Annotated in this window: 12 protein-coding genes and 1 pseudogene; 4 read left to right on the plus strand and 9 right to left on the minus strand. The window is 66.1% G+C overall.

Annotated elements, in window-relative coordinates:
- The first annotated feature begins 397 nt into the window (after positions 1-397).
- Positions 398-589: a hypothetical protein gene (locus OG734_RS15505; protein ID WP_330288084.1), complete on the plus strand. Its 192-nt coding sequence runs from the start codon at positions 398-400 to the stop codon at positions 587-589.
- Positions 590-663: 74 nt separating this feature from the next.
- Here the strand turns inward: OG734_RS15505 and OG734_RS15510 are convergent, their stop codons facing one another.
- The 7 genes and pseudogenes from OG734_RS15510 to OG734_RS15540 form a co-directional block, all read right to left on the minus strand.
- Positions 664-1,113 carry a hypothetical protein gene (locus OG734_RS15510; RefSeq protein ID WP_330288085.1) on the minus strand — a complete coding sequence of 150 codons (450 nt, stop codon included), beginning with the start codon at positions 1,111-1,113 and terminating at the stop codon, positions 664-666.
- Positions 1,114-1,174: 61 nt separating this feature from the next.
- A pseudogene (locus tag OG734_RS15515) lies at positions 1,175-1,384 on the minus strand (ISKra4 family transposase); the annotation flags it as partial.
- Complete coding sequence (locus OG734_RS15520; RefSeq protein WP_330288086.1) at positions 1,357-1,584, minus strand: hypothetical protein; 228 nt, start codon at positions 1,582-1,584, stop codon at positions 1,357-1,359. The pseudogene OG734_RS15515 and the gene OG734_RS15520, both read right to left, overlap by 28 nt.
- Positions 1,585-1,758: 174 nt before the next feature.
- A complete protein-coding gene (locus tag OG734_RS15525) occupies positions 1,759-2,166 on the minus strand; it encodes an Imm50 family immunity protein (protein WP_330288087.1) in 408 nt (135 codons plus the stop codon).
- Complete coding sequence (locus tag OG734_RS15530; protein WP_330288088.1) at positions 2,156-2,653, minus strand: Imm50 family immunity protein; 498 nt, start codon at positions 2,651-2,653, stop codon at positions 2,156-2,158. Before OG734_RS15530 ends, OG734_RS15525 begins: the two co-directional genes overlap by 11 nt.
- Positions 2,643-7,178 (minus strand): DUF6531 domain-containing protein, encoded by a 4,536-nt coding sequence (locus OG734_RS15535; RefSeq protein WP_443064864.1) that lies wholly within the window; start codon positions 7,176-7,178, stop codon positions 2,643-2,645. Before OG734_RS15535 ends, OG734_RS15530 begins: the two co-directional genes overlap by 11 nt.
- Before the next feature lie 118 nt (positions 7,179-7,296).
- Positions 7,297-7,590: a DUF6881 domain-containing protein gene (locus OG734_RS15540; protein ID WP_330288090.1), complete on the minus strand. Its 294-nt coding sequence runs from the start codon at positions 7,588-7,590 to the stop codon at positions 7,297-7,299.
- Between the two features lie 141 nt (positions 7,591-7,731).
- On the opposite strand from OG734_RS15540, the gene OG734_RS15545 reads away from it, so the two are divergent.
- The 3 genes from OG734_RS15545 (at position 7,732) to OG734_RS15555 (ending at position 10,637) form a co-directional block, all read left to right on the plus strand.
- A complete protein-coding gene (locus OG734_RS15545; protein WP_330288091.1) occupies positions 7,732-8,388 on the plus strand; it encodes a hypothetical protein in 657 nt (218 codons plus the stop codon).
- 332 nt (positions 8,389-8,720) lie between these two features.
- Complete coding sequence (locus OG734_RS15550) at positions 8,721-9,233, plus strand: SigE family RNA polymerase sigma factor (RefSeq protein WP_330288092.1); 513 nt, start codon at positions 8,721-8,723, stop codon at positions 9,231-9,233.
- Between the two features lie 99 nt (positions 9,234-9,332).
- A complete protein-coding gene (locus tag OG734_RS15555; protein WP_330288093.1) occupies positions 9,333-10,637 on the plus strand; it encodes a hypothetical protein in 1,305 nt (434 codons plus the stop codon).
- A gap of 25 nt (positions 10,638-10,662) precedes the next feature.
- On the opposite strand, the gene OG734_RS15560 is transcribed toward OG734_RS15555, so the two are convergent.
- Positions 10,663-11,997: an Nramp family divalent metal transporter gene (locus tag OG734_RS15560; protein WP_330288094.1), complete on the minus strand. Its 1,335-nt coding sequence runs from the start codon at positions 11,995-11,997 to the stop codon at positions 10,663-10,665.
- 98 nt (positions 11,998-12,095) lie between these two features.
- Positions 12,096-12,644: an ATP-binding protein gene (locus OG734_RS15565; RefSeq protein WP_330288095.1), complete on the minus strand. Its 549-nt coding sequence runs from the start codon at positions 12,642-12,644 to the stop codon at positions 12,096-12,098.
- Between the last annotated feature and the right edge of the window lie 32 nt (positions 12,645-12,676).

The raw sequence follows: 12,676 nt of genomic DNA on the forward strand, positions 1-12,676 counted from the left end.
CAGGTGTCGCACGCTGCCGCCAGGTTCGGTTGGGTGTGGCGCGGGTGGCTGTCGTAGACGATCACCCGGAGGGTGGCGGAGCGGTAGCGGAGGGACAGGTAAAAGTCCGGGGACTCTGTGAACTGGCAGGCGGTGGCTGTCAGTTCGGCTCCGCTTGTAGCGCCGGGTCCAGCATGTCGGTCAGTCCGTGCGCCCGTAGGGCTGCCCCTGCCGTCGCCCTCGCCATCGCCGGGCTAGCCAGAGCCGCAGGGAGGGTCAGGCTATAGCGGAGGGTTTCGGGGGTTGGACGGTTTGGGTCCGCCGGGAAGGTGGGCGCGAGCGTGGGCCTCGCCCTGTCACCCGAGGCATCGCGCAACTTCGTCCAGGACATCGCCGACCAACTCTGAGGGAGCCGTCCATGAACGACATCACCTGGGACGAACCGTTCTGCGGCGAGGGGAACTCCTGCTTCCGCCTCGGCACCGATCCCACCGGCAACGCCTACATAGCCGTAGCCGGTGCCGAGGACACCTACCTCACCGACACCCGTGAAGCGCTCCGCACACTCATCCTCGACATCAAGGCGGGCAAGGCCGACCACCTCCTCTAGGCGAGGACCGCACGCGGGGCGATCCAAGACGGGTGTAGCTCGTCTATGAGGACGGGACCGTGATCGTGTGTGCGCTACTCGGATCGGCGGCGGATTGCTGAGAGGAGGCGCCGCATGCCAACCACGTGCCCGCCCGTCCCGATGACGAGCCGTCGGTAGATGCCGCCGGCCAGGCCGGGAAAAACGGCTCGGCTTTCGGCGCGCAACCGTGATCGACCCGGACTGACGTGTTCGAGGCGAAAGATCAGGGCGTAGGAGGAGAAACGATGGCGCCCCTCGAGGACCAGCTCCCGTCCCGGGACCGCAGCGACCACTCGAAAACCGGGCACCGTCGAGCCTTCGGCAAGGGGCCGTGGCCCAGTCGCTGTGCAGTCGGCGCATCCCACCAGTCTCGCGTAGCCCACCACACCAGGACGCGAGAAGGATCGGTCCAGCATCTCGCCCAGACTGCGCCAGACGTCGTCGACCCCCGCCTCAATGACCGTCGCGTGCTCATCGATGTGCGGCAACGAAGCGATCTGCATCAAAGCCTCCGTGAGGTCCAGTCCCAGTTGGATGCGATTCGTGTTCAGGGGGAGTGCTTGATCAAGCCATGAGGTCGCAGTCGTGCTGGTAGGGGGTGGGGTAAAGGCGGTCGTGCTCGCGGGCGAGGTGCAACGCCCAGTAGGCGTCGAAGTCGCCGTTGTCGATGAGTGCACGGAGCCTGAGTACATCTTCAGCGCCGGTCAGGCCCCAGCGGCTGCCGGTGTTGTCGAGGCGGTCGCCGATCAAGTGGCGGCAGGCGCCTTCTCCCGCAACGGCGCAGCCTCGGTCACGTCCTGCCCCGACAGCTCGGCGAGCACCTCGGCCACCGTCTCGCGCGTCACCCGCAGCCGCGACCACGCCTCCCGCTCGCCCACCAGCCGTGAGGTCAACTCGACGATCTTCACCTCGAGTTCCTCCACCCGGACACGGGCTGCCGCCTCCCGCGCCTCCAACTCCTCGATCAACGACACCGTCGACGCCCCCTACCTCACCCGCCACAGTAGAAGGACACCAACCCGGCCCACATCGCCAACCAGCGTTCTCCCAGCTCAGAGCTTCCCCGCAGGAGAGCCACACCCATCCAGGACAGGCACGGGTGCTGGACCAGGGACATACCCGCGCCGTGGGCGGCTTTCCCCTCAATTTCAAAGGTTGCCCGAAGCGAGATAGGCGCGCGTTCTGGCCAGACGGGCCGCAGTAGCACGGAACGCGATACCGGAGGCCTCAGACCCGAGGGCCACGTCGAAGTGCCCTCCATCGTCGACGGTCAGATCGATCACCTTGGCTTCAGAAGCCCCCCAGCCCGTGACCCGGAGACCGGTAACCCCCGTGAAGAACAGGTGGAACTCGAAGGCGTTGAAGTCCTTTCCCCTCCATTCGGGGGGCAGTTTCAGCGGGAAGGCCCTGGTGTCGAAGCCCAGAGTCACCGAGTCCTCCCGTTCGTCGATGTGCACGTAGAAGAGGTCGTACGCGTCAGTCGGGGGCGGGGCACCGTCGTACAGCTCCCCCAAGTATTCGGCAGATGCGAGGAGTTGCGACCAGTCAGCGCTCATAGAACGTCTTCTCATCGGTCGAGGGAAGGAAGGTGTGCCGCCGGGCGTCGATCTTGCTCACGAAGAGATGCGGTCCATCGTCCGATCCGTCGGCCTGGATTCTGAATGCGCTCACATGGCCGACGCGCACGGACTCACTGCAGTCAAATCGGAGCGCCACCCCTCGACCGTCTGCGGTTACCCGCATACGACTCTCCCTGCCCCACGAAGACATCTCGACGCGGCCGACGGCCGGCGGGTCCCAGCCGGTGAGGGAGATGTTCTCCACTGCCAGGAACTGAAGTTGACACTGCACCGTGTCCGTACCCGCATCGGTCCACTCCTGTGGCGCCGAGCCGGGAAAGAAGGGCAGGTCGATGCGGAGGGTTACCGTGGGTCCGCGCCAGTTCAGATTGATCGATCTGATCCTGACGTCAACGAGATCCGGGACATGGCCATAGAGCGAATTGAGTGCTTCCGGATTCACGAGAAAACTCTCAACGGTCATAGTAGTAATGCTCCTCGGCACCGGGGATCTGGCCGTTGCGGGTGTCCTCGAAAGGTCTCACGTGCACATGTGGTCCCTGATAGCCAGGTTCACCTGGCTTCTGATGCCCGAACCAGTGATCCTGGAAGACCACGAGGTCCTCTCCATTGGGGTGCTCGTAAACCTCTTCCGTGTAGTAGATGGGCTGGTGGTCCTCCCCCATCAACTGCTTTGATCCCTGCCATTCCGGTGTGGTGGCCGGGACATGATTGTTGACTTCGAGAGGTACGGATCCTTCAGGAATGCCAGCATCCTTCAAAGCCTGTGCCTTTGCCTCCTCCAGAGTACGTCCGACTGGTTCTCCGCATCCCGGCGCCAGGCCAAGGGGGTCCATCCACGTATGCGGGTTGTCCACGTAGGTGACCGGGTTGGGGGCGGGTGCCAGACCGAGGGGATCGGGAGTGAGGTAGCGAGCCGTTTCCGGGTCGTAGGTACGGAAGTAGTTGTAATGTAGGCCGGTTTCGGGGTCGTAGTACTGGCCTGGAAAGCGGAGCGGCGTATAGGCCGTCGCGTCGTTGTTCCAAGTAGTGGTGCCCCAGAGAGTGGCGCGGGTGCGCCAGGCGATGTCGCCGGTTTCGTCCACAAGTTCGCTCGGCGTGCCGACGAGGTCGGTGACGATGGCGAAGAACCGCTGGTCGATGACGCTCTGGGGAGAATCCGCGGTGGTAATGCGTTCCGCCTGGGCCAGGGGGCGTCGGCCGTCGTGGTCCCAAGTGAGGACGACCGTGTGGAGCTGGTTCTCGGCCGTGGTGGACTGCTCGCAGAGAACGTGGCCGTCCCAAGTGAACGAGGTTTCCTCGAGAACGCTTTCGCCGTCGGCGGCAAGGCGTTGTTTGGCGATGCGGCGCCCCAAGGGATCGTATTGGTAGCGCCAGAGCGTGCCGTCGGGTGTGGTGACGGAGGTCAGTCGGTCCTCAACGTCCCATGTGTAGTGCCAGGTATCTGGTTTGCGGGACAGCCGGGTCTTCTGGCGCAGCACGATTCGACCCGCGTCGTCGTGTTCGTAGCGGACACCTCCGGCTCGGGTGATCCTGGTGCCGATGTAGGTGCGTTGCCCGGTGGCCTCGTGGCCAGGGTGGGTCGTAGGCCAGTTGGCCGAGGTCTGATTGCCCGCGTCGTCGTAGGCATAGGTCTCGGACCACTTCCCGGCGTGGACAGCGGTGACGCGCCCGGCGACATCAAGGTCGAAACGCCGGACGCCGTTCAGCTGATCGTCGATCTCGGTCAGGGAGCCGTCCGGGCGGTATGTGAAGGCACGTTGCTGGATCACACCCGCGTCTGTGAGCACCTGCTGCGTAGTAGGTCGGCCCACCATGTCGAAGGTGTGGGCCATGGTGATCGACTCACCGAAGCGACGTGCGGTCTCCCGGCCGGACTCGTCATGGTCGAAGCCGATCGAACGCCCTGAAGTGGTGAGTTCCGCCGAGCGGCCCGCCGCGTCATAACTCCACGTACTGATCGCACCGCCGGGTGTGGTACGGCGTGTCCGGCGCCCCACGGCATCGTACGCACAGCTGAGCGTGCGGCCGTTGACGGTTTCGGATCGGCGCAGGCCGCGCTCGTCGAGTTCGAGCGAAAACGTGCTAAGCGGACCGACGGCGCCGACGAGTCGGCCGGAAGCGGCGTAGTCGAAGGTGGTGATCTGCCCTTCGGCGTCCTTGCGGATCATCCGTCCAAGTGCGTTGCGCTCATAGCGCACTGTCTGGCCGAGGGCATTTGTACGGCTGGTCAGGTGCCCGCCGGCATCGAGAGTGTAGGTGCGGGTCCGGCCGTCGAAATCGGTTTCGGAGACAAGGCGCCCAGCCGCATCGTATGCGTAATTCCACTTCAGCCCGGTGGAGTTGATGACCCGTACAAGTCGCAGTTCTGTGTCGTGGATGAATTCGTGGCGCACACCGTCAGGCCCGGTGCGTGCGGCGACCAGGTCGAAGTGCGTGTATTCGAACGTGGTGACAGCGCCCACCGGATCGGTATGGCTCGTGCAGTTCCCTTCGCCGTCATACATCCACGACTCGACGGCTCCGTCCGGTGCAATCCGTTGTGACGCCAGTCCCCCGACGGTCCAGGAGAACCGTGTGGCGTGTCCCAGTGGATCGACCCGTACGGTAGGCCGGCCGAAGGCATCCCGCTCAACAGAGGTGGTCGCACCCAGAGGGTTGACGTTCTCTACGGGCAGACCCGCCGGATCGCATCGCACAGTGGTAGTGCAGCCCAGTGCGTCGGTGACCGCGGAGAGATGGCCGCGCTCGTTGTACACGTAGCGGGTGGTCACGCCAGCCGGGTCAGTTACGGCCGTGCAGTTTCCGGCCTGGTCGTACTGCCGCAGCCAGCGGGAACCATCCGACAATTCCATGGAGATCGGCAGATTCAGATCACTGAAGGTATAGCGGATAGCGGCACCGTCGGGATCGATCACCTCAGTGGCCTGGCCGAGTGCATTGTTCAAAAGGCGCGTGGTCAGGCCGAGTTCATCCGTCGTGGAGATGAGATGGTGGTTGGCGTCATAGTCGGCACGCAAGGTGCCGCCCAGCGGGTTGATCTCGGCGACGACCTGACAGTTGTTGTTGATGATGAAGCTCGACACTGTTCGCTCGCCAGTGGTGACCGCTGTGACATGGCACCCTGGCCATGCCGGATCCGTACCGTCGTAGGCAAAGAAGTTGGTGGCGTACCCAGCCTCCCCGCCCTGTTTCACACAGCGGTCCTGGTCGTCGTAGGTGTATTCATATCTGCTGCTGTTCGTGTCGGTCCAGGACGTGACACGCAAGCGCTCGTCGTAGGTGAACGCCATGGGCAGGCCCGATGAGTTGGTCACCGAGGTGAGATTGCCGTCCTCGTAGCCGTACCGCTTGATCGTGGCATCGGAGCCGTCCTCGGCCGCGTCGGCCAGGCTGAGGGCTGTGACCCGGCCATCCTCCACGGTCAGTTTGAGGTGGTAGCCGCCGGAATGCCGGATCGCACCGGGAACGCCGTCGTCGTCATAGTCGAACTCGATCGTGTTGCCGTTCCGGTCGGATATGCACTCCAGCAGGGCCAGTTGCCCTTCGGGCGTCGCGAAGTGCTGACTACGGCCGGAGATCGGGTCGTCGATACGGTAGCCACCTGCGTTCAGGCGGACCAGCGGCCAGCGCGGGCCCGCCTCAGGAAGCACTGGAACGTTCGGAACCTCAGGGCGCCGATACTCCAGCAGCATGCCGTCCTCGGTCACGAAGACGACGTTTTGATCGTCGATCTCCAGACGCTGGTCGATCGTGGAGGCCCAGGTGGGGCCGAACCACCAACCGGTCCGGTAACCAGAGGCAACACGCCGAGTGAAGGAGAGAGGCAAAGTTCCGGGGAGTGAAACGTCCCGCTCCACCAGGAACATCTGTCCGGTGGCAACGTCGACCGGGTCTCCACAGCCTTTGATCTTGCTCTTCAGACGGTTGTAGGCGCCCTTGGCGCCGTCGCCAACCATGCCCTTGGCGCTCTTGCCCAGACCGCGCGCGCCCAGAGCCATGCCTTTGAGGCCCAGCTTGCCGAACGACTTCATGCCCTTGGCGAGGCCGCCGAGGGTGGTCAGCCCCTTCATGCCCGGTATGCAGTCGAGCGCGGCGAAGCCCACATCCCACAGGGACGCCTGTCCCTTGGAATACTTGTAGAGCGTGTCCGCGAGGACGACGAGGGCCGCGATCAGCACGATGGCACCGAGGATCGGCCCTCCGATGATCATCGCCACGACCCCGACCACCGCGACGACAACCTTGCAGACGGCGACGATGCTGTCCCAGTTGTCGACGAACCAGTCGCCGACGTCCTCCCACCAACTCCGGTTCTGGATACCGGCGTCCGACGCCTCGTCGATCTTCCGCTTCGCCTCGCCCGCCGCGTCCTCACGCATCTTGCGCGCGTCCTCGGCCATCTTCTTCGCCGCGTCCAACGCCGACTGCGCGCCGTCCACGTCCGACTGGGCGCTGCTCTGGGCGGTCTTGGCGTGCTGGGCGTCGCGGGTGGCGGCCCGGACCTTCGCCTCGTCCGGCGGATCCGCGACCTTGCTGCCAGTGGGATCGTCCTTGTACTTGTCGGACTCCTTGCCGGCCCGCGTCACCCACGAATCGGCGGAAGACAGGCGGGACTTGGCCGAGGACAGATCGGCCTGTGCCTCCCGGCCCTTGGCCAGCGCCTTGTCGGCCAGCGCCTGCGCCCGCTCCAGCTTCGGCCAGTAATCCACCAGCGCGTCGCCGCACAGGTCGTACGACTTCTTCAGCTTCTTCAGGTTCTTCGGCACATCCGAGAACTCGTCCTGGAAGACCTCGGCGGTCTTGCCCGCCCACTCCAGCGTCTCGTTCTCCTGCGCCATCCCCTTGATCAACCGCAGCGCGTCCGCGACATCATCGGCGAAGTCGTGCAGCGTACGGGCCAGTTGACGCACACGGTCCGGATCACCCGGGGTCGGATCCAGGTCCAGGTCCAGCACATGCCAGTCCGCCGGCCGGTACCCCGCCATCCGCAACCCCCGTCACCCCGAACCTCAACGACAACAGCCGTACACACACGCGAACTTACTGGACACGGGAGTTCGAGGTGAAGGTGCTACAAGTCGGTGAGCTGGTCACAGGCCGCGCCTACGCGTGTGTCCCAGCTGGCCAGGACGCGCTTTGCCACTCCGTCTCGAATTCCTGACGGGCGATCACGACGGCCTCGAATTCGGACTGGGCAACCACGTCTTCGATGGGGCCGACCGGAGTCGTACCGAGGCCGATCTCATCGGATTCGTGGACTTCGTCAGCCTTCAGATTGCGCCCGTCCCTGTACTGGTAGACCTTTCGGACCTCGTAGCCGTCGTCACCGATCTCGTTGTAGATCCTGGTCGCCTCGAACTGGAAATCGTGCAGCCAGTCCACCTTCCAGTACTCCATGCTCTCAATCCCTACCCGGGCCCACACACCCCTACCGGCACCGGCCGGGCTCGGCGCGACCAGAAGGTCTCGGGCAGGGTTGTCCGAGGCCCCCGATACCGTATGGGCTTTGCAACACATCTGTCTCACGGGGAGTCCACTTTGAAGCGCCGCTCTTTGCCCGTTGCTGCCGCACTCGTCGTGTCCGCGGCCCTGCTGTTGACTGCCTGTGCCAGCGGCGACAGCAAGTCGACGGACAACGACAAGATCGCCGACGCCAATACCGGCAGCGGCACCTCGGCATCGCCGACAGCGACCGCCTCAGCCGCCTCCACCGACCGGCCGAAGATCGAGCTGCCGTCCGACCTGACGTACACGTTCGACTGGCCCAGGACCGGTGACACGGACAAGGACGCCATCCTGACCGACAGCGAACAGTCCATCAAGGCCGTGGACCTCGCGATCGTGAACCAGAACGCCCTAGACAAGTCCTACCTCCACTACTACGAAGGCGAGGCAGCGGCCGCCACGGAGACGTTCATCAGGGCGTACGTCGACGCCAAAGCGCGGGTCACCGGCACTTACCGCTACTACGACGCGGTCGCCACCGTCAGCGGGGAGGAGAGCGCCTCCCTCGTGTACTGCGAGGACCAGGGCAAGGCGTACGACATGTACTTGAGCCCGAAGAAGATCGACAAGACCCCGGTCACGAAGAACAGTTACGTCCTCTACAACACCCAGCTGCACAGGAACGACAAGGGCGTCTGGGCCATCGAGAAGATCATTTCGCAAAGAGGGAGCGACAAGTGCCAGCCCTGAGAACGCGGTCGCACGCGCTGATCTCATCGATAGGGGTCGGTTCGGTGCTGTTGGGCGGCGCCCCGGCCTGCGCCGACAACGGGATCGAGGGCGGGACTTCGGGTCCCCCTCGAGCCACCGACACGCACCGCAACGCCGATGGCAACGGCACGCTCTCCGACATTTCAGTCGCTGCGCCGACTCCCCCGCCCGTTGACCGGGCGGCACATCGCCGCCCCGGCGTAAATCAGTCCCCTCTCCTCTGAAACATTTCCCCCCACCCACCGCATCAATGAGGTGAAGGCAGTCCACGCGCCCAAACCTGAGCGCACCGCAGGCAGCAGGGGGAACGTATGAGAAAGGTCCGCGCGGACGGGTACGCGGAGTTCGCGGCGGCACGCGCGGGGCATCTGTACCGCTCCGCGTGTCTGCTCACCGCCGGGGACACGTACCTCGCCGAGGACCTGGTGCAGGAGACGTTCGGGCGGTTGTACGTCAACTGGGGGCGCGTCTCCCGGGCCAGCAACCCGGCGGGGTATGCGCAGACCGTGCTCACCCGCACCTTTCTCGCGCATCAGCGGCGCCGCAGCAGTACCGAGCGGGCCACCGCCGTGCTGCCCGACGTGCCCGTTCCCTCCGCCGGGGCCGACGTGACCATGCGGCTCACCCTCGTGGAGGCGCTGGCCCAACTCGCGCCCAAGGACCGGGCGGTGGTCGTCCTGCGCTACTGGGAGGACCGTTCCATCGAGGAGACGGCCGGCGCGATGAACGTCAGCTCGGCCGCCGTACGCACCCGTTGCGTCCGCGCCCTCGCCCGGCTGCGCACCCTCCTCGGCGAGGAACTCGGCGAGTACGCCGCCCGCTGAGGCCCACGTTCCCCCGAGAAGCTCCCGCTCCCCTCCTCCCCCGCATCCCCTCACCGTTCCGGTACACATTCCCGTACACAGCAGAAATGGTGGTTCGCCATGTCCGTTGATCATCGAGACGACCAGTTCGAGGACCGGCTCGGTGCCGCCCTGCGCAACGCCGGCGGTGCCTTCGACGCCGATCGTGCCGCCCTCGTCGCCGGCGGCGAGACCCGCGGGCGCAGGCTCCGGATGCGGCGCCGGACCGCTGTCGTGAGCGGCGCCGCCGCGATCGCGCTGGTGGGGGTGGGCGGCGCGCTGGTCGCGCCCTGGGGAGGGGACGGCACCGGGCAGCGGGCCGTCGGGGCCGGCGGGACGACCGTGGGACCCGGTGACGCCAGCGCCACCCCCAGTGCCACTACCAGCGCCGCCCCGTCGCCTGTCTCCGGCGCCCAACTGCTCAGCACCCTCAAGGGGTTGCTGCCTCAGGGCGATTACAGTGAGGAGCGGTCGCGCGGCACCGCCTCGAAGCTGGGTCCGTACGCGTATGCCGTGTTCGACGACGGGAAGGGCGCCGCGGCTCTCTCCGTCAACCTCGGCCGGATCGAGCCGGGGGGACAGCAGGCCCGGGAGATCGCCGAGTGCCCGGACAAGGCGTTCGTCCCGTACGACGAGTGCGTGACGAGCCCGCTGCCCGGGGGCGCCTTGCTCAGGATCCTCAAGGGGTACGAGTATCCGGACCGCCGCGTCGACACGAAACTGTGGACGGCGGACCTCGTCACCAACGAGGGGGAGCAGGTGACGGTGATGGAGTGGAACGCCGCCGCCGAGAAGGACGCGCCCATCAGTCGACCCGAACCTCCCCTCGACAGTGGGCAGTTGAAGACCGTGGTCACCGATCCGGCATGGCTCAGGGCCATCAACGCCATCCCGAAGGCCGCCGAGTCCTCGAAGCCGCCGACGTCGAGCGAGCCCGCGGAGGTCGAGAGCGACGCCATCGTGACGACACTCACCGGCCTGCTCCCGAAGGGCCTCAGCGTGGTCGGGAAGAGCGGCCCGGGCACCGGGTTCGGGTATGTCGTCGTCGACGACGGCAAGGGCAAGAGCTTCGTCCAGATCAACGTGCAGCCCAACATGAAGGACATCGAGGACGATCTCTTCGGCGAGGGCTCGGGCGCCGTGACCCTGCCCGACGGGATCAAGGTCGTCGTCCGTCAGGGCGCCGGAGACAACAAGGGCAAGGGGCTCGTCATGCGGACCGCCGACGCCATCTGGCCCGACGGTTTGCGGGTGGTCGTCAGCGCCTTCAACTCCGCCAGCCAGATCACCGGCCCGACCCGTGAGAATCCCGCCCTGACCCTCGACCAGCTCAAGACGATCGCCACCGACTCGAAGTGGGCGGGGCTGCTGCCGGCCCCCAACTGAGCCGCCGCCGAAGGGCTGAACGGGCTCAGAAGAACTCTGACCACGGCTGGTCCCAGACCTGCTTCACGCACAGCACCAGGAACAGCAGGCCCGCGATCACCAGCATCGCGTTGCTCAGCAGCCGGTTGCGCCATTCGGGGGGCGTGCGGGAGGAGTTGAGCAGGACCAGCAGCGTGCCGGCCAGGAAGGGGAGGAAGGCCGCGCCCAGGACGCCGTACAGGATGATCAGGCGGAAGGGCTGGCCCTGGAAGAGCAGGACGATGGGCGGGAAGGTCAGCCACAGCAGGTACGCGCGGAACGGCCACGACCGTTCGCGCGTGCCCGAGGCGACCTCCTCGCCCGTCGTCCGGGTCCCGCGGAAGCGTTCCACGAAGTCCGCGAACATCAGGCTCACGCCGTGCCAGACGCCGATCAACGACGTGTAGGAGGTGGCGAAGAAGCCGATCAGGAAGAACTTCGCGGTCGCCGAGCCGTACTTGTCCTCCAGGATGTCGCTCAGCTGGATCAGGCCCTTGTCGCCGCTCGCGATCGCCACATTGGCCGAATGGAGCAGTTCCGCTCCCACGAACAGCATCGCCACCACGAAGATGCCCGTCGTCGCGTACGCGACGCGGTTGTCGAGGCGCATCACCTTCATCCAGCCGGTGTTGGTCCAGCCCTTCGCGTTGACCCAATAGCCGTACGCCGCAAGGGTGATGGTGCCGCCCACACCGCCGACCAGGCCCAGTGTGTTGAGGATCGAGTCCTTCTCGTTGGGGAGGACGGGCAGCAGGCCGGCGAAGGCGTCCCCGAGGTTCGGGGTGACCCGGATCGCCAGGTAGACCGTGACGACGAACATCACGCCCACCAGCACCGTCATGACCTTCTCGAAGACCTCGTACTTGTTGAACCAGACGAATACCAGGCCCGACAAGCCGCACAGGATCGCCCATGCCTTGAGGTCCATGACGTCCGGGAACAGCGCCTGGAGCGGCAGCGCGCTCGACGACATCGCCGCCGCGCCGTAGACGAAGCCCCAGATCACGACGTACGCGACGAAGAAGTACGTCGTCCAGCGGCCGAGACTCGCCCAGCCGTCGAAGAGGGTGCGGCCGGTGGAGAGGTGCCAGCGGCCGGCCGCCTCGGCGAGGGAGATCTTCACCAGGCAGCCGAGTACGGCGGCCCACAGGAGGGTGTAGCCGAAGTTGCTGCCCGCGATGAGCGTCGCCACCAGGTCGCCGGCGCCGACGCCGGTCGCGGCGACCACGATTCCCGGGCCGATGTACTTCCAACTGGACTTGCGTGGAGCGGTGTTGGCGCCCGAGGTACCCGGGGTGCCGGTAGCCCCTGCTGCCGAGGTGTTTCCTGTGGTGTCCGCCATGGAGCAAAGAAAGCGCAAAGGGGTGGAGGCGCACAAGAGGGCGTTCCGGAGCCGGAGGTGGACAGCCAGGGCATCCGGCGTCCGGAACCCACGGGTTGCTACAGCTGTCGCCGACCACAGCCGTCGGACCCGCATGTGCCGAGCTCGAACCACACGGTCTTGCCCGGCCCGTCCTGGTGGCAGCCCCAGCGCCTCGCGAGCGCATCCACCAGGAACATCCCCCGACCGCTCTCCGCGACCCCCGCGCACTGCACCCGCGGAGTACGGCGGCCGGTGTCGGTGACCTCGCAGCGCAGGACGCCGTGCGCGGCCGAGAGGGTGAGCGTGAACCGGCTCGCGGCGTGCAGCACCGCGTTGGTGACCAGCTCGCTGACGAGCAGTTCCGCCACATGGAGGAGGTCGTCGTCCCGGTCGGTCAGGTCTTTCCGGCCGGTCAGGTCTTTCCGGCCGGTCAGGTCTTTCGGGCCGGTCAGGCCCCACTCCTCCAACTGCCTGCGTATCTCGGCCCGGGCCTCGCGGGCGGCGGTGGGGCACGGGTCGTACTCGACGCTCAGATGGCCTGCCCCCAGCGGGGGTTGGAGGTACGAGCCATACCGAGGGACGGGATCCGGGCCGTGTCCCCCGGAGTCCCCGGAGAGTTGCAGCATGTCTTCAGCATCGCCTCCACGGGCGCCCCCGC

Origin of the sequence: Streptomyces sp. NBC_00576 (assembly GCF_036345175.1) — a bacterium.
Classification (GTDB): Bacteria; Actinomycetota; Actinomycetes; order Streptomycetales; family Streptomycetaceae; genus Streptomyces.